The sequence below is a fragment of the Vibrio ruber DSM 16370 genome, assembly GCF_900163965.1.
Taxonomy (GTDB): domain Bacteria; phylum Pseudomonadota; class Gammaproteobacteria; order Enterobacterales; family Vibrionaceae; genus Vibrio; species Vibrio ruber.
This window is the reverse complement of record NZ_FULE01000002.1, coordinates 41,995-65,725: the sequence shown is the minus strand read 5'-3', so window position 1 is coordinate 65,725 and position 23,731 is coordinate 41,995. Positions and strand designations below refer to the sequence as shown.

General features: G+C 46.5%; 18 protein-coding genes and 1 pseudogene. 10 read left to right on the top strand and 9 right to left on the bottom strand.

Annotation, left to right across the window (positions count from 1 at the left end):
- Positions 1-562: 562 nt before the first annotated feature.
- Positions 563-709, bottom strand: a complete 147-nt coding sequence (locus VR7878_RS21020; RefSeq protein WP_159440410.1) for a hypothetical protein — start codon at positions 707-709, stop codon at positions 563-565.
- A gap of 613 nt (positions 710-1,322) precedes the next feature.
- Between VR7878_RS21020 and VR7878_RS00385 the strand changes: the two genes are divergently transcribed.
- Both VR7878_RS00385 and cobU read left to right on the top strand, forming a co-directional pair.
- Positions 1,323-3,155: a hypothetical protein gene (locus VR7878_RS00385; RefSeq protein ID WP_077332360.1), complete on the top strand. Its 1,833-nt coding sequence runs from the start codon at positions 1,323-1,325 to the stop codon at positions 3,153-3,155.
- Positions 3,156-3,276: 121 nt separating this feature from the next.
- The gene (gene cobU, locus VR7878_RS00380; protein WP_077332358.1) at positions 3,277-3,831 is read left to right on the top strand and encodes a bifunctional adenosylcobinamide kinase/adenosylcobinamide-phosphate guanylyltransferase; all 555 of its coding nucleotides are present in this window, start codon (positions 3,277-3,279) and stop codon (positions 3,829-3,831) included.
- A 3-nt stretch (positions 3,832-3,834) separates the two neighbouring features.
- Here the strand turns inward: cobU and cobD are convergent, their stop codons facing one another.
- The 7 genes and pseudogenes from cobD to VR7878_RS00345 form a co-directional block, all read right to left on the bottom strand.
- Positions 3,835-4,941: a threonine-phosphate decarboxylase CobD gene (gene cobD / locus VR7878_RS00375; protein WP_077332356.1), complete on the bottom strand. Its 1,107-nt coding sequence runs from the start codon at positions 4,939-4,941 to the stop codon at positions 3,835-3,837.
- A gap of 68 nt (positions 4,942-5,009) precedes the next feature.
- Complete coding sequence (locus VR7878_RS00370; protein WP_077332354.1) at positions 5,010-5,714, bottom strand: HAD family hydrolase; 705 nt, start codon at positions 5,712-5,714, stop codon at positions 5,010-5,012.
- Position 5,715: 1 nt separating this feature from the next.
- Positions 5,716-6,735 (bottom strand): ABC transporter ATP-binding protein, encoded by a 1,020-nt coding sequence (locus VR7878_RS00365; protein ID WP_038179729.1) that lies wholly within the window; start codon positions 6,733-6,735, stop codon positions 5,716-5,718.
- Positions 6,732-7,520 (bottom strand): ABC transporter permease, encoded by a 789-nt coding sequence (locus VR7878_RS00360; RefSeq protein WP_038179731.1) that lies wholly within the window; start codon positions 7,518-7,520, stop codon positions 6,732-6,734. Before VR7878_RS00360 ends, VR7878_RS00365 begins: the two co-directional genes overlap by 4 nt.
- A 40-nt stretch (positions 7,521-7,560) precedes the next feature.
- Positions 7,561-8,397 (bottom strand): annotated as a pseudogene (locus tag VR7878_RS00355) (ABC transporter permease); the annotation flags it as partial.
- A gap of 41 nt (positions 8,398-8,438) precedes the next feature.
- On the bottom strand, positions 8,439-9,242 hold the full coding sequence (locus tag VR7878_RS00350) for an alkaline phosphatase family protein (protein WP_077332350.1): 804 nt from the start codon (positions 9,240-9,242) through the stop codon (positions 8,439-8,441).
- Between the two features lie 9 nt (positions 9,243-9,251).
- Positions 9,252-10,262 (bottom strand): ABC transporter substrate-binding protein, encoded by a 1,011-nt coding sequence (locus VR7878_RS00345; protein ID WP_370737063.1) that lies wholly within the window; start codon positions 10,260-10,262, stop codon positions 9,252-9,254.
- A 291-nt stretch (positions 10,263-10,553) separates the two neighbouring features.
- On the opposite strand from VR7878_RS00345, the gene VR7878_RS00340 reads away from it, so the two are divergent.
- The 3 genes from VR7878_RS00340 to glk all read left to right on the top strand — a co-directional run bounded on the left by VR7878_RS00340 (position 10,554) and on the right by glk (position 13,288).
- Positions 10,554-11,264 (top strand): UTRA domain-containing protein, encoded by a 711-nt coding sequence (locus VR7878_RS00340; protein WP_077332346.1) that lies wholly within the window; start codon positions 10,554-10,556, stop codon positions 11,262-11,264.
- Between the two features lie 324 nt (positions 11,265-11,588).
- A complete protein-coding gene (locus VR7878_RS00335; RefSeq protein ID WP_077332344.1) occupies positions 11,589-12,017 on the top strand; it encodes a VOC family protein in 429 nt (142 codons plus the stop codon).
- A 293-nt stretch (positions 12,018-12,310) separates the two neighbouring features.
- Positions 12,311-13,288, top strand: a complete 978-nt coding sequence (gene glk / locus VR7878_RS00330; RefSeq protein WP_077332342.1) for a glucokinase — start codon at positions 12,311-12,313, stop codon at positions 13,286-13,288.
- A gap of 269 nt (positions 13,289-13,557) precedes the next feature.
- On the opposite strand, the gene VR7878_RS00325 is transcribed toward glk, so the two are convergent.
- Entirely contained in the window at positions 13,558-14,850 is a 1,293-nt protein-coding gene (locus tag VR7878_RS00325; RefSeq protein WP_077332340.1) for a hypothetical protein, read from the bottom strand.
- Positions 14,851-15,371: 521 nt separating this feature from the next.
- On the opposite strand from VR7878_RS00325, the gene VR7878_RS00320 reads away from it, so the two are divergent.
- The 5 genes from VR7878_RS00320 to VR7878_RS00300 all read left to right on the top strand — a co-directional run bounded on the left by VR7878_RS00320 (position 15,372) and on the right by VR7878_RS00300 (position 23,631).
- Positions 15,372-16,616, top strand: a complete 1,245-nt coding sequence (locus tag VR7878_RS00320; protein ID WP_077332338.1) for a PqiA/YebS family transporter subunit — start codon at positions 15,372-15,374, stop codon at positions 16,614-16,616.
- Positions 16,613-18,274 carry an intermembrane transport protein PqiB gene (pqiB, locus tag VR7878_RS00315; RefSeq protein WP_077332336.1) on the top strand — a complete coding sequence of 554 codons (1,662 nt, stop codon included), beginning with the start codon at positions 16,613-16,615 and terminating at the stop codon, positions 18,272-18,274. Before VR7878_RS00320 ends, pqiB begins: the two co-directional genes overlap by 4 nt.
- Positions 18,271-18,864 carry a PqiC family protein gene (locus VR7878_RS00310; protein ID WP_077332334.1) on the top strand — a complete coding sequence of 198 codons (594 nt, stop codon included), beginning with the start codon at positions 18,271-18,273 and terminating at the stop codon, positions 18,862-18,864. The genes pqiB and VR7878_RS00310 overlap by 4 nt, the downstream gene beginning before the upstream one ends.
- A 353-nt stretch (positions 18,865-19,217) precedes the next feature.
- Positions 19,218-21,107 carry a methyl-accepting chemotaxis protein gene (locus VR7878_RS00305; protein ID WP_077332332.1) on the top strand — a complete coding sequence of 630 codons (1,890 nt, stop codon included), beginning with the start codon at positions 19,218-19,220 and terminating at the stop codon, positions 21,105-21,107.
- A gap of 634 nt (positions 21,108-21,741) precedes the next feature.
- Entirely contained in the window at positions 21,742-23,631 is a 1,890-nt protein-coding gene (locus VR7878_RS00300; protein WP_077332330.1) for a methyl-accepting chemotaxis protein, read from the top strand.
- Positions 23,632-23,731 lie beyond the last annotated feature (100 nt).

The window sequence follows — 23,731 nt, the reverse complement described above, 5'->3', positions numbered from 1 at the left end:
ATTGTCTGAGTTGATCGAGCAAGTCGTTTCGTCTAACTTTTTTGTTCAAAAGAACCAGACGTTTGTCATCTAATGCACAGATTTGGAAAACGTTTTTTGCCAAGTCGATACTGATTACGCTACATTTCATGGTGGTCACTCCTGATTTCGATTGTTGATATCACTTCAATCATGGCACATCACGATGCCGAGTGATGGAGTGACCATCCCATCAGAAGATCTTTTTTGTTTGGCTTGGTCACACGCGTTCCAGAACCGGCTTTTACGGGCGTCCTGCCCGGAAAAGCCTAACCATTCATCCTTGAATGGTTTTCTTGGTTGAGTGGTTGATTTGGATGGAGTGAAATCTTTTTAAAAAGCCAACTTGATTGATGTGCTCAGGGGAAATTCAGGGATGAATTTTAAGCTTTTCGTGAGCAGGAGCGAATAAAAGCGTCCCTGATGACGCGCGCTGAACTTAACTAGGCATTTTGGGGTACTTTTTCTGCCGTGAAAAAGTACCTGGGGCGCTGTCGAAGATGCTAATGAAACCGATGAACTTGGTTGCGTCCCAAACTCAGCATCATCCTTTTACTTTTCCAGCCATCGGCGTTGCAGTTTGACGCACAATTACGTCTTGCGGTTTCAGAGGCATCGGTGCCCTGTGCGCCAGTTCATCTTTCAGAGATGAAAGACGAACCAGAAAATCTTTTTTGTTGGGCTTGGTCACACGTTGTCCAGAACCAGCTTTTACGGGCGTCCTGCCCGGAAAAGCCTAACCATTCATCCGTGAATGGTTTTCTTTGTTGAGTGGTTGATTTGAATAGCGTGAAACATTGAATCAACAAAGCTCAACTGATCGATGCTCTCAGGGTGAAAAATCATGGACGATTTTTCAGGATTGCTTGAGCAGGATGCGAATCAATCCGACCCTGATGACGCGCGCTGAACTTAAACCTAGGCATTTTGGGGTACTTTTTCTGCCGTGAAAAAGTACCTGGGGCGCAGTCGAAGATGTGATTGAAATCGAGGAACTTGATTGCGTCCCAAACCAACAGTGTTACTGCTTCGTGTACCAAACCTCTTCATCACACCTTACTGATTGTTTAAACACTGCAATTTCTTGCAAACCTTACCTACATCAAAGAATGTCATATTAGTGTCAATTTTTTCTGGATGTTTTCTTTTGATTATTCAATTCTACGTACAGAGTTTAGGTTCTTATTTGTGAACAAGTGGGGCTTATCGAGATCTGTTTGGATGACGGTAAGTTATACAAAACAGTCTACTAATGTTATACGGCAGGGGGCTGTCTAATAACTTTTATAAATCCTTAAGGAATTATGATGACAGGTTTAGATACCATTTATAAAGAGCGTAGAAAATTCATGATCTTAGGATTGACAGGTCGAACAGGTTCTGGATGTACAACTTTATCTAAACTTCTTACAAAAAATAACTTTCATGATTTTAATGCACCAAGACCGAAATCCAGCTTGTTCGAAAATGATGAAGAGAGAAAATATAAAATTGTATATGATTATTTAAGAAAACAATGGGTTAAATTTTATCATATAAAAATGAGTGATATTGTGTCCACATTTTTATTAGACCTCTCTTATGATGAATTTGATGAAATATATAGAACTATTTTAGATGGTTATGTGACTCAAAATACTCCAGAATTAGATAAAAAACTACGTGAATATTATGAGAAATATCATACTATGCGTAATGAAGCTAAAGCTTATGCCGAAATGAATCAAAATGATTTATATAGTGATTCAATCTATGATTTCTATTTTAATAAGCTACCACAATTTTCTTTAGAAATTAGAAAAGTATTAAATAAAATAGAGCTTGGCTCATATACAAAGTTTTACCAACTGATTGGTAATAATATAAGAAAATCAGGTTGTGCGAATGATTCGGTTTATAATAGTGATAAAATATATGTATTTGCTCAAAGAGCTAATAAGTTAATAAAAATATTAAGGCATAAATCTAAGTTGTCTGGGGAAAATGTATGTGTGGTTCTTGATGCAATAAGAAATCCTTACGAGGCATTCTTTTTTCGAGAAAGATATTCAGCATTTTATCTAATGTCTGTTTCTACTGAACCAAATGTAAGGATTAGCAGGTTGCTAAATCAGCCTGGAATTTCTAATAAAGAGGTTTCAGGAATTGATAGTAGAGAGAATCCTAAATCATTAAAAGGTGAAGATAGATTTTGGTCATTAGATATACAACGATGTATAGAAATAGCAGACATTCATTTATATAATCCTGATGATCATAATAAATTTAAATTATTAAAAATTCAGCTAGTTAAGTATCTGTCTCTTATTATGCATCCAGGTATTATTACACCATCGCAAGATGAAAGATGTATGCATATTGCGTTCAATGCCAAATTAAATTCTGGTTGTATATCGAGACAAGTTGGTGCTGTTGTTACTGATTCAGATTTTTCAATAAAAGCAGTTGGGTGGAACAATGTTGCTCAGGGGCAAACACCTTGTAATTTACGAAGAGTGGAGGATTTAATCAATAATGAAGATGAGCCTGCATTTAGTTATTTTGAGAAAACGAATTCTGATTTTATTGAAAGATTTAAAAGTGTATATGCATTTAAGCCAGAGAATTCCATTGAATTTAATGGTAAACCAGTAACTTTCTGTTTTAAAGACATAAAAAACTCTATTGATGGTGAAAAGAATCAAGTCCATACAAGAGCTTTACATGCGGAAGAGAATGCTTTCTTGCAAATTTCAAAATATGGTGGAATGTCAGTTAAAGGTGGCAAGCTTTATAGTACAGCGAGTCCGTGTGAACTATGTGCAAAAAAAGCATATCAGCTAAGAATAAATACTATAATTTATATAGACCCTTATCCAGGTATATCAAATGATCACATCCTTAATTGTGGTAATAATATTCCAAATTTACAATTATTCTCTGGAGCTATAGGTAGGGCATATCAGCAATTGTTTGAACCTATCATTCCATATAAAGATGAGATGGAAATTGGTTTGAATTTAAATATCCCAAATCAAAAGAAAATGCTAACTAAAGAAAATGAAGAATTGGCAAAGGAAAATGAAGAACTAAAAGATAAAAATATAAAGTTAGAAGAGTATATAAAAAGCTTAGAGTTAAAGTTAGGTGAGGAGTAGCTATAAAAATGGCGTGATACAGAATAATTAACAGTCTCAAAGCCTACATACTAACTCCCCAATCCCATTGCTTTTCCCCCTCGTTCGGGCAAAATCACAGGCTCACTATGCGGAGGAATCTATGGCGACATCTCTTTTTATTGGCGGGGCGCGGAGCGGGAAGTCGAGCTATGCGGAGCGTCAGGCGTTGGCGTTGTTGCAGCAGCGCTTGGATGAAGGGTGTGCGGCTCGGCTGCATTATGTTGCGACCGCGATTGCGTTTGATCAGGAGATGCAGCAGCGGATTGAACAGCATCAGCGTCGCCGCGGGCCGGAGTGGTGTCAGCATGAATCGCCCGTGATGCTGGCGCAGACGCTGGCACAGTTTCAGCAGCAGGATATCGTGCTGGTCGATTGCCTGACCTTGTGGCTCAATAACGTTATCTATAACGATGGTGAAACCGCCACCAAAACACAGATTGAACAGCATGTTCAGGCTTTGGTCACCGCGCTGCGTGACTCTCCGGCGACGATTTTATGTGTCTCCAACGAAGTCGGCCTCGGCATTATCCCGATGGGCGAAATTTCCCGCCTGTATGTCGATCATGCCGGGTGGATGAATCAGGCGATTGCGGCGTTGGCTGAACAGGTGACTTTTATGGCCGCCGGTTTACCGATGCAACTGAAAGGTGCTTAACGGTTAGTCAGGCGCAAGCACGTCGCGGAGTGCCCGTAGCAATTGCTGGTTCTCTGCTCGGGCGCGAATGGCGACGCGGTAGTATTGTGGCGATAAGCCCCGGTAGTTGGCGCAGTGGCGGATCAGGATGTTGCGCTGCATCAGGGCATGTTGTAAATCGAAATCAGCCCGGTGCAGGCGAAAGAAAATATAGTTGGCCGCGGGCGGATAAACCGTCAACCCCGGCAACTGAGACAAGCCTTGGAACAGGTAAGATTGCTCGCTGTGCAGCCAGTGATAAGTCTGTTCCGCATACCCATCGTCTGTAAACAGAATTTCTCCGGCCAGTGCCGCGAAGGCGTTAATCGTCCACGGTTCACGTTGATTGCGCAGTGCTGCCAGAACCGGCTGATTGGCTGACAACAAATAGCCGAGCCGCAGCCCGGGAATGGCGTAAAATTTGGTCATCGAACGCAGCACAAACAGGTGCGGATGGTGTTCCAGCACATCGGTCAGCCCCCGATGCTGCGGTAAAAAATCAATAAATGACTCATCCACAAACAGCCTGATCCCCAACTGAGCGGTGCGTGTGACGATACGTTGCAGTAAATCAGCCTCCGGCATCAGCCCGGTCGGGTTATTCGGGGTGCAGAGGAACAGACAATCCAGCCCTTGGTGCAATGTATCCAGTAAACGCTCAGTGAGCGCAAACCCTTCACTCTCCTGCAAGACAAACCCTTCAATCTCACACCCGACCCGGGTCAGCGCCTGGCGATATTCGGCAAATGTCGGTTCGACAATCAAGGCGTGGCGCGGCTGCGTGTGCAGTACCCACTGATAAATCAGCTCGGTCGCGCCGTTGCCTGCGACCACATAACTGGCCGGAAAACCGCCTTCAGAACGGTGGATCTGATTGGCATGGTGACGGGCAATCGCCTGATGGAGGTGCTGATAATCAATATCCGGGTAGCGTTCGACACAATCGATCTGAGCGATCAGCGCTGCGCGTAACGCTGACGGCATACCGAGCGGATTGATATTGGCGCTAAAGTCCAGTATCTCTGCTGCGGTTTGGCCGTATTTCTCTGCCATTTCCCGGGTGTTCCCGCCATGTTGTCCGCTTTTTGCCATTGAATCGTCTGCGTTATGTCTGTCATCAATGGCTGACAATGTAGCGGATTCGCGATTGAAGCGCCAGCTCAGGCCGATGCTGTCGGTGCGTCGGGTGTTGCTGACGAGGTTTGGCCCCAGTGATAAATGGTCCAGTTTGGTTTGCCTTCGGCCTGCAGCGCAAGCGCCGGGGCCGGGTTGATCAGATAGACATAATCGGCGTGTCGGCACAGCGGTAAGTCGTTGATGGAATCGGTATAGAAATGCACGGCAGAGAAAGATTGCGATTGACTCGCGAGCCAGTCGTCCAGTCGGCGGACTTTGCCTTCCCGATAGCTGGCAATACCATCAATCTCGGCGGTGTAACGCTGATCGACGGTGACCAGATCAATGCCTAACGCATCGGGGATACCGATTTTTTGCGCCAGCGGGCGGACGATAAAACTGACCGTGGCCGAGATGACGAGCATCGGAATCTGTTGGGTGATGAGGTCGCTGATCAGTTGCTGCGCCTCATTGAACAGCCGCGGCAGAATTTGAGTTGTCACGCAGGTTTCGGCCAGCGCATCAACGGTGGTTTGCGGCAACTTGGTGAGTGGAGCAAGAGTAAAATTCAGATAGGTCGCCATATCCATCTTGCCGGCGGCATATAAAGCCATCATCTCGCGATCCCGCGCCAGAAAGTCAGGGTCGGTGACGATACCTTGCTCGACTAAAAACGTATTCCAGATCATGGCACTGTCGCCGTCAATCAGGGTGTCATCCATGTCGAACACATATAAAGGGTTGGCCATCTTAATCTCTCACCGGTTGAATTTCGTTTAAGTTAAATAAAAGTTCCAGCGGATGTCCAACCGGAAATAATCGTTCTGAAGAGCGGTTGAGCAGATCAACGGTCAGGTGTTGATCGCCGATTGCGGCGGTATAGCGAATCACGTTTCCCAGTAGCTGATGGCTGACGACGGTTGCCGCCCGCGGCGCTGAAATGTGTGCGTCATACTGACGGCCCGGCTCTTTGACATAAATGGACTCGGGACGAATCGCGACCTGACCGGTGCTCTCAATCCCGAACCAAGTATGGGCTGTCAGGGCATCAAGCAGATTGTAATGCCCCATAAATTGCGCCACAAAAGTATTGGCCGGTTGGGTGTAAATCTGTTCCGGGCTGCCTTGCTGCACGATCTCGCCCTGATTCATCAGAAAGATTCGATCAGACAGTTGCATGGCTTCTTCCTGATCGTGAGTGACGAAAATCGTCGTCAGGTTGAGTTCTTTCTGAATGGCGCGGATTTGCTGGCGCAGCACCTTTCTGATTTTGGCATCGAGCGCAGAGAGCGGTTCATCCAACAGCAGAATACGGGGCCGGACGATTAACGCTCTGGCTAACGCAACCCGTTGCCGCTGTCCGCCGGAGAGTTCATGAGGATACTGTTTTTCTTTGCCTTGTAATTCGACAAGTTCGATAAAGCGTTGTGTTTCCTGGGCAATGGTTGGCTTATCGAGGCCTTTCATCTTCAGGCCGAAACCAATATTGTCGGCCACCGTCATGTTGGGGAACAGCGCATAAGACTGAAACACCATACCGATTTCCCGTTGCTGCGGTACCTGACGGGAGATCTCGTGGTTATCGACCCAGATCTCTCCCTGATCGATGGCTTCAAGCCCGGCGATACAACGTAACAGAGTCGATTTTCCGCAGCCGCTGGGGCCGAGCAGGGTAATGAATTCCCCTTGTTCAATGGTGAAATCAATCGCTTGAAATACGGCATGCTCGCCGAACACTTTGGTGAGTTGATTGACATGGACATAACTCATAGTTGAACTCCCCGGTTAAAGCGGCTGGCAAGCCAGGTACAGATAAAAATAAACAAGAAATAGGTCATCACCAGTGCTGAGGTAAAGTGACCGCTGGTCTGACGCATGTTGTACAAATACACCTGCAACGTTTCGTAACGGGTGCCGACCAGAATGTTGGCAAACACGAATTCACCGAGCAGGAATGAAAAAGAGAGAAACAGGGACGCCATCAGGCCTTTTTTCAAATTGGGCAAAATAATATACCAAAATGCTTTGGTGGTGCTGGCACCGAGCAGGTGAGCAGCATCAATCAGGTCGCGCAGGTGAATCGCCATCATATTGTTGGCAATGGCGCGGTACATAAATGGCAGCGCGATGGTGAAGTTGGTGCCGATCAGAATCCACGGCGTGCCGACCAGAACGATGTCGCTGTCGGCATAGCGCTGGAGCAGCCCGACCGAAGAAACCACCGGCGGCACGGCAAACGGCAACAAAATCAGAATATTCATAACCTTATCCAGCTTCGGATAGTAATAAAAAATCACGAATATCATTGGCAGAATCAGCACGGTTGCCAGCAGCAGTGCCGAGAGACAGACAAATAATGATCGGCCGAATGCTGCCAGAAAACGCGGATCGCTGAGGAGCTGAATATACCAATGCAGGGTAAACCCTTCGGGGAGGATCGAGGCTCCCCAGCGGGCGGAGAGCGCATAGGCAAATGTGGCTGCGATGGGGATCAGCAGGATAAAGAGGATCCCGTATACCACACTTTTATGATAGATCTGATGCGTGTTTTGCATGCGCTTTCCTTCTCATCGAACGGGGTGTGGCGGAACGGCGTTTGGTCTGGCCGGTGTGGTTACTTTGGGCGATCAGCCATTGATTGATGATGGTGACGAAAGCCAGAATCGCAATCAGTAACACAGAAATCGCCGCGGCAAGATTGGGTTCGAGAAACAGATCACCGGAAACCAGACTGGCAATGCGAATGGTGATCAGATTGTAATTGCCGAGGGTGAGGGCATACGCACTGGCATAGGCCCCGATAGCGTTGGCGAATAGGATAATAAATGTCCCGAACAGCGCCGGAGCCAGTACGGGCAGGGCGATTCTCAACCAGTATTGACGTGTATTGGCCCCGAGCAGTGCAGCCGCTTCCTGCCAGTCTTTTTTCAGGGCATCGAATGCCGGATAGAGTAACAAAGCGCCGAGTGGGATTTGAAAATAGGTATAAATCGCCAGCAGTCCCCAGCGGCCATAGAGGTTGAATTCATCGAGAATACCGAGTTGGCGCAGAATCAGCGTCAGTGCACCATTGGTGCCGAGAATAATGATAAAAGCAAACGCGAGCGGCACACCGACAAAGTTACTGCTCATATTGGTAAAGGCAATCACAGCATCGCGGATGCGGCTGTTGAGATGACGCAGCGATGAAACCAGCACGGCTGCGATCAGCAAACCGATTAAACTTGACCAGAGAGCCAGCCATAAACTGTTGCTAAACCCTTGCAAAATAAAGGGCGAGTCTAAAATTTCCCGGTAATTGTCCAGCGAGAACTGAGTGCCGTCACTGAAACTATTGGTGATGACCCACGTCAGCGGCGAAATCTGAAAAAGGTAGAACACGACCGCAAACGGTACTAACCAGAGTAATGGCCGCCATTGTTTCAGCCGCATGAGAACGGTGTCGGGCGATCTTTGGGATGGTGAAGACAAACTCATCGAAGAACACCTCCCGCGATGGATTTTTGGTGGGTCAGTCCCAGTAATTCACAAATCACACCACAAATATCGGTCTGGGCGATTTGAGCCGCTTGGTGGCTAAAATGGTCACCGATCACCAACAGCGGGACTTCGCGCTCTTCCGGCAAGGTGCCACCGTGCGAGTGGTCATTGTTCATGCCGTGGTCACTGGTGATCAAAATCTGATATCCCGCTGCCATCCATTGTGGCAAGTGGTCCGATAAAATCATATCGGCTTTGCGGGCGGTATTGCGATAATGAGCTGAATCGAGACCGGCGTGATGACCGGCATCATCAATATTCATTGGGTGGATCAGCAAAAAATCCGGGTCATAGTGACGGCGCAGGTATTCGGCATCGAGAAACAGTGCTTCGTCGGGGTAGTGATCCCAGTGATAAAAAATGCCGTGCTGAATATTCAGGGTCGGGTCGTTGGTAAAGCGATCTTCGACCGGATGGTAGGGGGAACGGTTATACAGTTCGCTAAACCAATGATAGGCCGCCGCGGCCGTTTTTTTGCCTTGCTGGCTTGCCAGACTGAACACCGATTCATGATGTGAACGGTGGTTGATCTGATTGTGCACGATGCCGCTTGCGACCGGCGGAACGCCCGTCAGCAAACATTCATAAAGTGGCCGGGATAATGAGGGCAGTTCACAGGTAAGCGGATATAAGGTGGCTTGCTGCGAGGCGATCAGACCATTCAGGTAGCCCAGACACTGCCGGGCTACTGAAAGGTTGAGGCCATCCAGAACAACAAGGATAACTTTATTGTTCATCGGGTTGCCTTACTGCTGGTGGATGAGGACATTTTCCTGCCATTGACGCGGCAGGCGGCGGGCGGATTTTTCCCATGCATCGAAATTTTTAATCGGATGCACATGTTCGTACTGTTTGTTATCAAGTAATTTGGCTTTGGTTTCTGCCGGCAGCGCAATATTGGTGCGGATCGGGCGCGCATAACCGTTGGCAAGGTTGATTTGCCCTTGATCACTGAAGATATATTCACGGGTCAGTTTTGCCGCATTCGGATGTTTCGCGTATTTGTTAATGATGGTGGTATAGCCGGAAATGACCGAACCGTCCTGAGGGATGCTCACCGTGAAGCGAGAGCGGTCAATTTTATCGCGGTAGTTGAGTGCGTTGAAATCCCACAGTACCGCGACTTCCACTTCGCCTTTTTCCAGATTTGCCAGACTCGGCGCGGTAAAAGACAGACGGCCTTGTTCAGCCAGTTTGGCGAAGAACTTGAGAGCCGGTTTTAGATTCGATTCATTACCGCCGTTGGCAAATGCAGCGGCTAACACCGCATTGTTGGCTTGCGAGGCAACACCGACATCACCGATGGTGACTTTATACTTGCCAGTGAGCAGATCAGCCCATGTCTTGGGTGGGTTTTTGACCAGATTATTGTTCGACATAAAGGCGATGGTGCCGGTATAGGCAAGCGCCCAGTAACCGTCTTTATCTTTGGCCCAGTCAGGAATCTCGTTCCAAGTCGATGGTTTGTAAGGCTGAGCGACACCTTTTTGTACCGCAACACGGCCGAACGCGAAGCCGACATCACCGATATCGGCGGTGGCATTGTGTTTTTCCGCCGCAAATTTGGCAACTTCTTGCGCTGAACTCATATCGGTATCCTGATGTTGCAGGTGATATTTGCTATTCAGATCGCGCCAGGTATCTTTCCAGTTGGCCCAGCTGTCGGGCATACCGACACTGTAGACTTGTCCTTCCGCTTTGGCGGCTTTCACCAACTCATCAAGCGACTGGGTTTTTGCTGTTGCATGAAAGGCCATTGTAAGGGAAAGCAACGATGTAGTTGCCATTATCATTCGGGGGGTACGACGTAATTTCATAAAGCCATCCTTTGGACTAGTTCAGTTTGCTTGTATTTCATCCTATTGAGCAAATGTGACGATTCCTTGGCTGTTTTCTAAATTATTTATGACAGATTGATGAAGATTGCCGGGGTCTGCTTGTCTGGTTTCGGGCGAGCTCTTACATTGAATGGGATCAATGTTGGGCTAGTTCATGGAAATAGGTTTAGAGAAACGGATTCAGGTAAACAGATTCAGGTAAACAGATAGATGACGCAGTTAACGAAAATTAAAGATGTCATTCGGGAACAGATTCTCGGCGGGACGATGAGTGCCCGACAAAAATTACCCTCAGAACGGGAGTTATGTACGCTGTTTTCGACCACACGGATTACCGTCAAAGATTCACTGGCGTCTCTGGAAACGGAAGGCTTAATTTATCGCGAAGAGCGCCGGGGCTGGTTTGTTTCACCGCCACGCGTTCATTATAACCCGTTGTCCCGCAGTCACTTTCATCAGATGATCCGTGATCAGCACCGGATTGCTGAAACACGGTTGATTGCAGTGCAAAGCCGCATGGCGACCAGTGATGAAGCCAAGTTGCTGGCACGTAATGAGATGACGCCACTGCATATTATTCAACGGCTGCGTTTTATTGACGGGCGCGTCGTGCTGTATGTGGAAAACTGCCTGATTGCCCATTGGTTCCCCGGCATTCTGGAAGAAAATCTCACCCAGTCACTGACCGGACTGTACCGGCATAAATATGGCTATGTCACCAGCCGCTCCCGTTTTGATGTGATTGCCACCGCTGCAACGCCGGCCGTCGCGAAAGCGCTCAACATTGCTGCCGGGCAGCAAGTGCTGAAAATTTGTCGTGTTAATTATAAACAAGACGGCGCAATCATCGATTGTGAGTTTGAATACTGGCGTCCGGATGCGGTGATGATCACCATCGACAGCCATACTGAAAAGGAGTGAGTCAAATGTTGTCGATGGGGTGCCACGCATCGATGGATGAGTTCTTGTGGCCAAAAAGTTATTGCGATCATGTTGCTGTAATATTGTGGTTTAAAAATTAAATTCTTTTGATAATCATATGGATTAAGTTTCATTGTTATCAGACCGGGTTGTGATTTTTTTGAGAACACGGCTAATTATTTGCACTTTCACGATGTTTTTTCGTAGATTTGCTAGGCTAGAATAGAAAGGTCTTATTATCTCACCACCATGTCGAGCCAAGGATTGATTGCTGACATATGGTTGCGTGATATATGAAGTGATTGATGTATCAAGGAGCATTCGGTGGAACCAAGGATTAGTATTATCACACTCGGTGTGAAAAATTTAGAGACTTCATATAACTTTTATGCTGCACTCGGCTTTACCTCACCGCAAAAACCGGCAGACGGTATCATTTTCTTTAAGACTGGCGGTGTCTGTCTTGCACTTTATCCGCTGGATGAACTGGCTGATGATGTTTCACCGGAGTTCGCAGCTCCCTGTTCAGGCTTCTCTGGTGTGACATTGGCTCACAATACGCGTTCAAAAGAGGAAGTTGATGAAGTCTTGGCACTGGCGGTCAGTGTCGGTGCAAAGCTGGAAAAACCTGCCAAAGATGCCTTCTGGGGCGGTTATAGTGGCTATTTTTCTGATCCCGATGGTCATTTATGGGAAGTTGCCTATGGCGACTGCTGGGATTTCAATGAAGATGGCAGTCTGGTGATTCAGTAGCAGTTAAGCATAAAAATGCGCAGAGACGGATAATTTATCCCTAGCTTTGACGGATATCTCAGGTTCGCCGGGGCGAAATCGATAGAATGCTGCATTTGACAATCTAAGTGCTGACTCACAAAGCGCTTGGTCGAACTGGCAGCGAAAATAGCCGATCGTGATAGTCACGCAAGAGAATAGGGACGCGTTCTCAACCTCATCTGGCGGTCATCCACTTGTGTCGTTTTATTTTTAATGTTGGCACTTTGCCGACATTTTTTGATTTTTGGATTTGAATTTTAATGGAGGATTTTATGCCCTATCAATTTGCGTTGATTGGCGATATTGGCGGTACAAATGCCCGTCTGGCATTATGCGAACTGGCATCAGGGGAAGTCAGTCACGCAAGGACGTATGCCTGTGCCGAGTATCCAAGTCTTGAGTCAGTGATTAAGCATTATATCGAAGCATCCGAAGTCGCTATTCAACAAGCCTGTATTGCGATTGCCTGTCCGGTGCAAGGTGACTGGATTTCGATGACCAATCATAGCTGGGAATTTTCCATCGAAACCCTGCAACGTAACCTCGGTCTTGAAACATTTCAGGTGATCAATGATTTTACCGCAGTCTCAATGGCGATTCCGGTTTTAGCTGAATCTGATGTGGTCAAAGTGGGTCAGGGCAGTGCAGTTACAGGTAAGCCGGTTGCAGTTTACGGGGCCGGAACCGGACTGGGTGTGGCGCATTTACTGCCGGTGAACGATCAATGGCTCAGTCTGCCCGGAGAAGGCGGTCATGTGGATCTGGCGCCGGGGAGTCAGGAAGAAGACCTGATTTTAGCGGAGTTACGCAAAGAGTTTGGTCGGGTTTCTGCGGAGCGCTGTTTATCCGGACAAGGCATTGTCAATCTGTACAATGCCGTGGTGCGTGCCGACGGACGGACACCGGAAGCATACACGCCGAAAGATGTGGTTGAACAGGCTCAGGCCAACACACAAGCGGATTGTCGCAAAGCGCTGGAACTGTTTTGTACCCTGATGGGGCGCTTTGCCGGTAATCTGGCACTGAATCTTGAAACTTTGGGCGGTGTTTACATTGCCGGTGGTGTTGTGCCCCGTTTTGTCGACTTCTTGCTCGATTCACAATACCGCACTGCATTTGAAGATAAAGGGCGGTTCAAGACTTATTTAGAGAACATTCCTGTCTTTGTTATTACCCATAAAGAACCGGGACTATTAGGTGCCGGTGCTTATCTGAGACAGTCGCTCGGTTTGTCTTTATCTGCGCAGTAATGTCCGGTGAAGTGAGTGATGAATAAAGTGATCGAATGATCAAGCAATCAATGCAAAAGAAAGTACCGATGAAAGGCAGCGTTCATATCAGGACGCTGCCTTTGTTATTTTAATTGAAGTTGTTTCACTTCAGGATGATATCGCCCGGAACAGCTGCCAGAATTGGGTATTGTTGGTTGTTTTTTAATCACTGATTTCATATTTTCAGGAAAGTGTACTGCGCGTTTAGTGGCATGAGGCACTGATTTTGGGTTTTACTGCTCGCGTTCTCAGTGCGAAAACTGATAGAACCACAGCAAGGCAAAGCACAGCAATAGCATGGTAATCGCGTAACGCCAGTTCATTTTGAGCAGGCTGATTGCGCTGATTTCATAGCGAGACTGAATACTGAGCTGAACGCCAGAGAACGGGGAGAGTAAAATACCGAGTGACCAGCCCATCAATAACGTCATGCCTAACAGGTTCGGATCATGAACCGATGGGGCAAGTAAGCTCCCGGCGAGCACCACGCTGGTGACCGGATGCATCCCCGTCATTGCCAGCGCAACCAGAATCATCACGGTGATACTGGCTTCCAGCGAGCCGAAATGCGGTGGGGCAAGGCGGATATCCAGTGATGATAGCGTTGCCGCGGTTCCGGCCGCTAACAACGCTGCGGCTGCAAATAAAGCGACTTCACCGGCAGAGCTGACAATACCTGACTCGATATGTTGCTTAAAACGGAATAACCCTCTGAGTCCGTCACTGGTGAGTAACCAAATAAAAATAAACAGGATAGCCGTCAGGGTAACCAGCGTCAGAACGCTGATTTGCGGTTGCCATTCATGCATCCCGATGACAATCAACGCCAGTAAACAAGGCATCCACAGTGAATGCCGGGCAATCGGATAACCGTGCAGATCTCCGGCGTCCGGCTGCCGGAGAATTTCCCATGCACTGAAAGCGATGGCGGCAATACTGATTGGAATACCATACAGAACCAGTGTACTGAGTTGCGCCCCCGGAGAACTGATCAGTGTCAATCCCATTGCGGCGAAAAAAGGTGACCAGAATGCGCAGATACAGAATGCCCGGAGCAATAATATCCCCTGCAAAGGCGTCATACGACTCTGACTGGCAAGCCGATCCCCGACAATAATCACAGACGACATATTTAACACGGCACCGAAGAGGTGTGTACCCAGTAAAGTTCGCAGCAAAGCCCCTTTTCCTTTAGGTAAGTCTTCTTGACTACGGATACTTGCGGTGGCAAAAATTTTCAGAAACCCGACCCCAATCAGCATATTAATGACTTTTTGATTGGCTTCTATCGCTTTGAAAATGTAACTGATGTCAGCCTGATTCAATAGCCCGAATAGCAAACCGGCTAATCCGATCCCCAGTAAAATGAATATTTGCTTTTTTTGGGTCGCTTTCAGGGTTGGGATTAACACGCAGGAAACCAGCCAGATCGGAATTCCGGCCCAATAGAACGGAACAGAATCGCTGAATGTGGATATGACGGAGAGGGTCAAGCTGAGCATCAACATCCAGCCACAGATTGCTGCTATTTTTTCTTTCATTGTTGAATCTACCGCAATAAGTACACGTATCGTACATTCCCGTCAGCATGAAACCCCGACATTACTTGGGAGTATACCCGGATTGACACTGATGCATAACAACAGAGAAGTAAGACAACGGAAGACAGAGAGAATAAGAGTTTAATGTCATATGACTCAGTGTATACCGGCAATCATACGCATTGATAAAGAACACAGCAATATGTTGTTCAGGGTGTCGTCGCGTTTTTATGTAATATTTAATTATTACTGTCTCTTCTTTAAGAATAAAAAGGAATGAGCTCAATGATAAGTGGTGGTATTCGGTCACTTCATCTACGGGGTTATGGCAGTCGGTTGTCCGTGGATGACAGACCCATGTGTCCACAAAGTGTATTTACCGTCCATAAAATGACATAACAGTCAGTGTTCATTTGTGATAACAATTGTTTTTACAGATTTCTAAGTCGTGGGTAAACTCGATGATAAACGTGGATGATTCACGAATGTTGAGCGACAGGGAACCAAATGGTGTGACAGAGATGAGTAGCGGGAAATACCATGAACAAGCAACGGCTTGTGATCACTGTGACTGGGTGAATGTTTTGCCGCCATTGCAAGCCGGTGAACAGCATGATTGTGCCCGTTGTGGTCATTTGATTGTGAAGTGCCATCCGAATGCCCCTCAACAGCTACTGAGTAACGGATGCTCAGCGGTATTGATGTTCATTATGTCGCTGTGTTTTGTTTTTCTCGGGTTTTCCTCGCAAGGCAGCCATCAGCAGATTACCTTGTTAGACTGTATTTATGGCCTGATGGGGGAACATTACATCTCGCTCGGTATTATTGTGACCCTGTCTTTACTGGTGCTACCGGTGATCTATCTGACAGCGGTACTTTTGACTGCTTTGGCAATGCGACAAGGTAAGCTCCGCGCAATTCATTATGGATTGACGCACACGATCAATGCCCTGAAACCCTGGCTGATGGTCGATGTTTTTCTGCTCGGCGGGCTGGTGGCTTTAGTTAAACTGCAAAGCTTGGCTGAAATTGAGTTGGGGCTGTCTTTCTGGGCATTCTGTGTGTTTACGATCTGCCTGTTCAGGACAATCTCTTTTGTTGATAAACGCTGGATTTGGCACTGTCTGTGTGGCCCGGCACCGACGGTTGCGGTTCGTTCCGGTTCTGCATTATCTCAAGGGTTAAAAGGCTGTCAGTATTGCGGGGCACTGATGACTGCGCAAACCCATAAATGTACGCGCTGTCATCATGTTCTGCATCAGCGTCAACAAGGCAGCCTGAATAATACGTTAGCATTATTATTTGCATCGTGTGTTTTGTATCTGCCTGCTAATCTTTTTCCGATTATGATTACGACGTTTCTTGGAACCAGTGAGCCGTCAACCATTATGGGTGGCGTGATTTTATTGTGGGGAATGAAGTCATATCTTGTCGCCGGTGTGATTTTTGTTGCCAGTATTCTGGTGCCGGTGATGAAAATTTTGATGTTGTTCTGGCTCTGCTGGCAAATTCGTTTTGGTTGCAGAGAGTATGAAAAACCAACCCAACGAATTTATCACATCACAGAATTTATCGGGCGCTGGTCAATGGTTGATGTGTTTGTAGTGGCAATTTTGTCAGCACTGGTTCAGCTTGGTGCCATGATGAATATTATTCCCGGTATTGCCGCTATTTCTTTTGCTGCTGTGGTGATTCTGACTATGCTGGCAGCAATGTCGTTTGATTCCCGTCTGATCTGGGATAAATCTGAGGAGATAACCACTTGAGTCGTTCATCATCTGCTGTTGAATCCGCCCACCGGATGCACTTTAATTCAATTTGGTTCGTGCCTTTAATTGCAGCGATTGTTGCCGGATGGATGTTAGTTGAGAATTGGTCTCGGCAAGGGCCCGAGATTATTGTTGTCGCAGAAAATGCAGATGGTCTGATCGCCGGAAAAACTAAAGTGAAGGCTCATAACGTTGATGTCGGAGAAGTCACCGACATTCAACTCAGTGATGACTTTAATCACGCGATTATCCATATCCGGATGGAGCAGGGCGCTGAGGCGATGCTAAACAGCAAAAGCCAGTTCTGGGTGGTGAAACCCAGAGTGGGGAAAGAAGGGATTAGTGGTCTGGGGACGATTCTTTCCGGGGCGTTTATCAATGTTAATCCGGGTAAGAATGGTGAAAAACGTGAGCGTTTTACCATGCTCAAACAACCGCCGTTATCAACGGCTGATAACCGGGGGATTCGTCTGAGGCTCTATTCGACGGATAACGCAAAAATGGAGGTCGGCTCACCGGTTCATTTCCGCGGGTTTGAAGTCGGCTACATTGAAAATGTTGATTTTGATGTCAAACGCAAAGCGATTACATACCATATTTTTGTCAAGGCGCCTTATGATGCTTTAGTTCACAGCAATGTGCAGTTCTGGATAACTCCGGGGCTGTTGGTTGAAGGAACGGCAAAAGGACTGGAAGTGCGGATGGACTCTTTACAGACACTGCTTTCCGGTGGGATCTCCTTCGGTACGACAAATAATCAGGTTTCTGGCTCCCCCGTCAAGGACTCAACCGAGTTCCGGCTTTTTTCTTCGAAAGAAGCGGCGGCCAATAATCGCTATGATAAATATATCGATTACATTATGTTGGTTCAGGGCAGTATCAGTGGCCTGCTGCCCGGTGCGCCGCTGGAATATAATGGTGTCCGTTTGGGAACTGTAGAAGAAGTGCCATTTCATGGTGGTTCGTTTGATAGTACGAATGACATTCGTATGCCGTCTGTTCCGATTCTGATTCGTTTGGAACCACAAAGAATTGCATCTCACTTAAAACAGAAAAATATGAATTTGGATGAGTGGCGCGATATGTTTACCCAAGGGTTTAAGCAGGGAATGCGGGCAACACTGAGTAGCAGCAACCTGCTGACCGGTGCAAAAGTCGTATCGGTGGTGTTTGTTAAAGATCCCAAACCGCTCGATGAAACCATGTATTATGGGTATCCGGTGTTCCCGTCGGTCAGCAGTTCTTTTGCTTCAATACAGGAGAAGATTACGCTGATTCTTGATCGTTTGGCGGCACTACCGATGGATAAGACCGTCGGGCAATTGAATCAGACTCTGGCTTCTGCCGATGACACATTCAAAGAGCTACATGAAGCGAGCAAGAACCTCAAAAAACTGCTGTCACAAGAGAAGACACAGGCAATTCCGGATCGGCTGGTGAGTACGCTGGAAACCTTAAACGAAACCCTGAGTGATTATCAGGCTCAGGGAGCTTTAGGCCAGAATATTCAGCAAAGTCTTGATGCGATACAACGGAATCTTGAAACATTATATCCATTACTACAAGACTTACGCCGACAGCCGAATGCCATTATTTTCGGCAAACAGAGTGAGCAGGATATTGAACCGAAAGTGACCAAAGGGAGTGCTCAATGAGATTGACAGGACGCGCTGTATTACTATCGCTCATGCTGGTATTCCTCGGCGGATGTTCAGGGAGCACCGCGCTGGAAACGACTCAATATCTGCTACCCATGTCGGAGCAGGTATCGGCGCTGAAAGCACCGACACTGATTAACCAAACGATACAGCTCAAAGCCATTAAAATACCGGGGTATCTGGAAAAACCGAATATCGCCATGGTCGATCCCGATGGGCAGGTCTATCTGGCATCACAACATTTATGGGCTGAATCACTGAGTTCTCAGCTGGAAAAGATGACGTTAAGACGGCTGAAAGAACGGCTACCGACACTCACTTGGATTCCGTCTTATCAGTATATTCGGCCTAAATTAATGCTGGATATTGAAGTCTATCGTTTTCATGCCGATAGACACGGCAAAATCACCGTTTCCGGCCACTGGTCTCTTTGGTCAGAATCGAAACAGTTGCTCCATGAGGCATCATTTGACAGTGTCGGGATGATGCAACACAGCGGCTACCCTGCGATGACCCAACAGCTTTCTCATCTTTGGCTGACACAAATCGTCGATCCGATTGCTACCACATTAGCCACTCGCCACTAAACCCTCTCTGACTTCGGGTCCGAATGGTGATTCGAAGTTTTTTCTCCGTTTGGTGATGTCTTTATGACATCGCCAATATCATTACATTTTCGACTTGATTGTATGACTGACCATATCTGTGAGCGCAATGATCACCTTTGCTACAGAGATACAGTTATGAGAATTTATTTGACTGATATTTAGATGAAATAAAGCATATTAATGTTATTAAAAGTGAGTTGGTTATGATTTTTATCTAATACTGTCGTGTAATGTAGTTGTAAATCTTGATGATTTTTTGAAATGAAGTGTGTGTATCGGTCATCATTAAAATGACATACGAGGTTGTTTTATAATTTTAGGGAGTACTTCCTATGCAATTGAGTTTGAAAAGGAAGATTGTTCTTTCTGTTGTTGCTGCAATTACCTTAACGGCCACCATTTTAGTGATGGTTAGTTATCAGTCATTTAAAAAAGATAGCTGGCGAGCGATTCAGAGTGAGAATCGTAATACGTTGATGGCTTATGCAAAAGGGATCAGTGAATGGTTTCATGATAAGCAATTAGCAATCACAGGGCTAAAAGATGAAATCGAACGGAACCCGGCTTTAGATGTTATTCCCCATTTAAGACAAACGTTGAAATCTGGCGGATTCGGTTTGAGTTATTACGGCAATGAGAAAGGAGAGATGTACAGGCAAGATCCTACCCTGAACAAGCCCGGTTATGATCCACGTGTCAGAGGTTGGTATAAACTGGTGAAGTCAAAGAGTGCGGCAGTGATAACTGAACCGTATGTCAGTGTAACGATGCAACAGCTGGTTGTGACTCTGGCAGAACCGGTTCGGCAGAATGGCCGGTTTATCGGTGTTGCCGCGTCGGATCTGGCGTTGGATCAATTAACGAGTGACGTCTTAAACATGAACGTATTGGGCGACGGTTATTCGGTTCTGGTGAATAAGAAAGGCACGGTCGTTGCGCATCCGAACAAAGATTTGCTCCTCAAACCTATCAGTGAAGCGATCCCACAGTTGAATATTCAGTCTCTGTCTCAGGCTTCTGATTCAGGACAACCACTGTTCGTCGATATTGACGGGAAGAATAAAGTGGTGATGGGGCAAAACATTGCACACACGGACTGGATGTTGCTGATAATTATGGATCAGGCAACCTTGGAAAAACCGATGAATTCGTTGCTGCTGAAGCAAATCATCATCGCTATCTTGATCCTTGTCGTGATTGCACTATTAACATCGTGGGTACTCTCCCGACAACTCAAAGCCATTGGTGACATTGGTGATGCATTGGCTGAAATTGCTGAAGGGAATGGCGACCTGACGAAACGATTGAACGTTGATCGTAAGGATGAAGTCGGCTTGTTGGCAGAACGATTCAACAAATTTGTTGATCGGCTGCATACGATGGTGAAAAAAGTTCACGATGTGTCAATCGCCCTGAACCAAAAAGCAGACAGTGCAGCATCGGCTGCGACGAAGCGCAGCCAGCAACTGAAGACCCAGCAGGATGAAATTACCATGGTCGCTACAGCGGTGACTGAAATGACTTCTGCGACCGCTGAGATTGCCGGTAATGCTGAAAACACTGCGAAAAGCGCTAACCAGTCGGTTGAGCTGGGAGCGGAAGGTTATGGGCAAATGCAGAAAAGCATGAAGTTGATTAATCAACTGGCCGAAGAACTGACTCGCGCCGCCGGGATTATCGGTGACCTTGAAGTTCATGCGAACGATATATCAACGATTCTGTCGACGATTCGGGCGATTGCCGAACAGACCAACCTGTTAGCTTTGAATGCTGCAATTGAAGCTGCGAGAGCAGGGGAGCAGGGGCGTGGTTTCGCGGTGGTTGCCGATGAAGTACGCGTGCTGTCGCAAAGAACGCATGCATCCACAGAAGAAATTCAGTCGAAGATTGAAGGATTGCAGAAAGTCACCAACAATGCGGTCAGCGTGATGCAGGCCAGCCATCATTTGGTTGAGAATAGTGTACAAGACTTCAGCCATACGGGTGATAAACTCCAGCGGATCAGTGAATCGATTACGATGATTAGTGATATGGCGACACAGATTGCTTCGGCAGCAGAAGAACAGTCTCTGGTGACCGCGGATATTAATGGTAATACTGAATCTATCCGTGAAGTCAGTGACCAGATGACTCATGAAGCTCAGCTGGCCGCTGACGAAGCACAGGAAGTTCATCGCTTGATGACTGAACTGGGTCGGGAGATTTCCCGCTTCAAACTTTGACATAGAATCAATCATTTGATGATTGCTACGTAATCGTTAGCCAGCAATATCTCAACAGCTTTTCCATCTTTGGCTGACATAAATCGTTGATCCGATTGCCGCAGCATTCGCGCATCAATCAGCGATATCCGGCCCCGGTTCAGTATGGTGATTCGGGGCTTTCCTTTCTATTGCATCACTTATTGATGATGTGTCTATCAGCCTCTTCGCTTGCCTCGGAGTATGTTCATTCGACGTTTGACGATGAGATGTATCTTATTGAGATTTAGATTCAAGAAAACGTGATTAGTGTCGTTAAAAGGGGGACAGATGATCATTTTCATCTCGTAACTGTGGGAAAAATAGGATGAAATTCTGGTGTTTTCAGGAGTGAGATGTATGTATTGGTTACCATTAACCACAATGTATATGATGAATGTACCTTTTAATGTTTGATTTAGAGGTATTTCACATATCTCTTCTCCTATTTTGATGTTGTTCATCTATAGTTAGGAAATATAAAAACCAGTGAATAAAACATAAATGGATCACTAAAAAGATTTTAAATGACAAATGGCGATTGTTCGTCATTTCATTGTGAGTTATCTGTTGAATAACATGCAAAATTGTTTCACAAACTTAGGGAGTGCTTCCTATGCAATTGAGTTTGAAAAGGAAGATTGTTCTTTCTGTTGTTGCTGCGATTACCTTGACGGCAGCAATTTTAGTGATTGTCAGCTATCAGTCGTTTAAGCAAGATAGCTGGCGTGCCATTCAGAGTGAAAGTCGCAATACGTTAATGGCTTATGCAAAAGGGATTGGTGAATGGTTCCATGATAAGCAGTTGGCAATTGAAGGATTAAAAGATGAAATCGAACGGGATCCGAACTTAGATGTTGTACCTCATTTAAGACAAACGTTTAAATCTGGCGGATTCGGTTTGAGCTATTACGGTAATGAAAAAGGGGAGATGTACAGACAAGATCCTTCCCTGAACAAACCTGGTTATGATCCCCGGGTCAGAGGCTGGTATAAACTAGCGAAGTCCAAAAATGAAGCGGTTACAACTGATCCGTATGTCAGTGTGACAATGCAAAAACTCGTGGTGACTCTGGCCGATCCGATCTATAAAGATGGTCAGTTAATTGGTGTTGCTGCGTCGAATCTGGCGTTGGATCAGTTAATTAATGATGTCTTAAAAATGAAAGTGTTGGGTGATGGCTATTCAATTCTGGTGAATAAAAAAGGCACGGTGGTTGCACATCCGAAGAAAGACCTGATTTTGAAACCTATCAGCGAAGCGATCCCACAGTTGAATATTCAGTCTCTGTCTCAAATCTCTGATTCCGGTGAGCTTCTGTTTATCGATATTGGCGGGAAGAATAAAGTGGTGATGGGGCAAAACATTGCACACACCGACTGGATGCTGATCATGATTATGGATCAGGCAACGTTGGAAAAACCGATGAATTCGTTGCTGTTGAAGCAAATTATTATCGCTATCGTCATCCTCGTTGTGATTGCACTGTTAACATCATGGGTACTCTCCCGACAACTCAAAGCCATTGGTGACATCGGTGATGCATTAGCTGAAATTGCTGAAGGGAATGGTGACCTGACGAAACGGCTTGAAGTTGATCGTAAAGATGAAGTCGGCTTGTTGGCAGAACGATTCAACAAATTTGTTGATCGGCTGCATATGATGGTGAAAAAAGTTCACGATGTGTCAATCGCCCTGAACCAAAAAGCAGACAGCGCAGCATCTGCTGCGACGAAGCGTAGCCAACAACTGAAGACCCAGCAGGATGAAATCACCATGGTTGCCACAGCGGTGACTGAAATGGCGTCTGCAACGGCTGAGATTGCCGGTAATGCTGAAAACACTGCGAAAAGCGCTAACCAGTCGGTTGAGTTAGGCTCGGAAGGTTATGAGCAGATGCAGAAAAGCATGAAGTCGATTAACCAACTGGCTGAAGAACTGACTCGCGCTGCCGGAATTATCGGTGACCTTGAAGTTCATGCGAACGAAATATCAACGATTTTGTCAACGATTCGGGCGATTGCCGAACAGACCAACCTGTTAGCCTTGAATGCTGCAATTGAAGCTGCGAGAGCAGGGGAGCAGGGACGCGGTTTCGCGGTGGTTGCCGATGAAGTACGCGTGCTGTCGCAAAGAACGCATGCGTCCACAGAAGAAATTCAGTCGAAGATCGAAGGGTTGCAGAAAGTCACCAACAATGCGGTCAGTGTAATGCAGGCCAGCCACCATTTGGTTGAAAATAGTGTTGAAGACTTTAATCATACCGGTGAGAAACTGCAGATGATCAGTGAATCGATTAACACGATCAGTGATATGGCAACACAGATTGCTTCGGCAGCAGAAGAGCAGTCTTTAGTGACCGCGGATATTAATGGTAACACCGAGTCTGTCCGGGAAGTGAGTGATCAGATGACCCATGAAGCTCAGCTGGCCGCTGAAGAAGCACAGGAAGTTCATCGCTTGATGACGGAGCTCGGACGAGAAATCTCCCGCTTCAAACTCTAAGATGTGGTGAATCATCCAAATGTGTGTCACGTAGTAAAAGAGCCCTGATCCGTGTGATTGGGGCTCTTTTTATGGACTGGATTGTAATTAAATACAACTG

What these genes read in the sequence shown, in the direction of transcription:
- VR7878_RS00385 (WP_077332360.1), top strand. Translation starts at nt 1,323, where the DNA reads ATGATGACAGGTTTAGATACCATTTATAAAGAGCGTAGAAAATTCATG.
- cobU (WP_077332358.1), top strand. Translation starts at nt 3,277, where the DNA reads ATGGCGACATCTCTTTTTATTGGCGGGGCGCGGAGCGGGAAGTCGAGC.
- cobD (WP_077332356.1), bottom strand. Translation starts at nt 4,941, where the DNA reads ATGGCAAAAAGCGGACAACATGGCGGGAACACCCGGGAAATGGCAGAG.
- VR7878_RS00370 (WP_077332354.1), bottom strand. Translation starts at nt 5,714, where the DNA reads ATGGCCAACCCTTTATATGTGTTCGACATGGATGACACCCTGATTGAC.
- VR7878_RS00365 (WP_038179729.1), bottom strand. Translation starts at nt 6,735, where the DNA reads ATGAGTTATGTCCATGTCAATCAACTCACCAAAGTGTTCGGCGAGCAT.
- VR7878_RS00360 (WP_038179731.1), bottom strand. Translation starts at nt 7,520, where the DNA reads ATGCAAAACACGCATCAGATCTATCATAAAAGTGTGGTATACGGGATC.
- VR7878_RS00350 (WP_077332350.1), bottom strand. Translation starts at nt 9,242, where the DNA reads ATGAACAATAAAGTTATCCTTGTTGTTCTGGATGGCCTCAACCTTTCA.
- VR7878_RS00345 (WP_370737063.1), bottom strand. Translation starts at nt 10,262, where the DNA reads ATGGCCTTTCATGCAACAGCAAAAACCCAGTCGCTTGATGAGTTGGTG.
- VR7878_RS00340 (WP_077332346.1), top strand. Translation starts at nt 10,554, where the DNA reads ATGACGCAGTTAACGAAAATTAAAGATGTCATTCGGGAACAGATTCTC.
- glk (WP_077332342.1), top strand. Translation starts at nt 12,311, where the DNA reads ATGCCCTATCAATTTGCGTTGATTGGCGATATTGGCGGTACAAATGCC.
- VR7878_RS00325 (WP_077332340.1), bottom strand. Translation starts at nt 14,850, where the DNA reads ATGAAAGAAAAAATAGCAGCAATCTGTGGCTGGATGTTGATGCTCAGC.
- VR7878_RS00320 (WP_077332338.1), top strand. Translation starts at nt 15,372, where the DNA reads ATGAGTAGCGGGAAATACCATGAACAAGCAACGGCTTGTGATCACTGT.
- VR7878_RS00310 (WP_077332334.1), top strand. Translation starts at nt 18,271, where the DNA reads ATGAGATTGACAGGACGCGCTGTATTACTATCGCTCATGCTGGTATTC.
- VR7878_RS00305 (WP_077332332.1), top strand. Translation starts at nt 19,218, where the DNA reads ATGCAATTGAGTTTGAAAAGGAAGATTGTTCTTTCTGTTGTTGCTGCA.
- VR7878_RS00300 (WP_077332330.1), top strand. Translation starts at nt 21,742, where the DNA reads ATGCAATTGAGTTTGAAAAGGAAGATTGTTCTTTCTGTTGTTGCTGCG.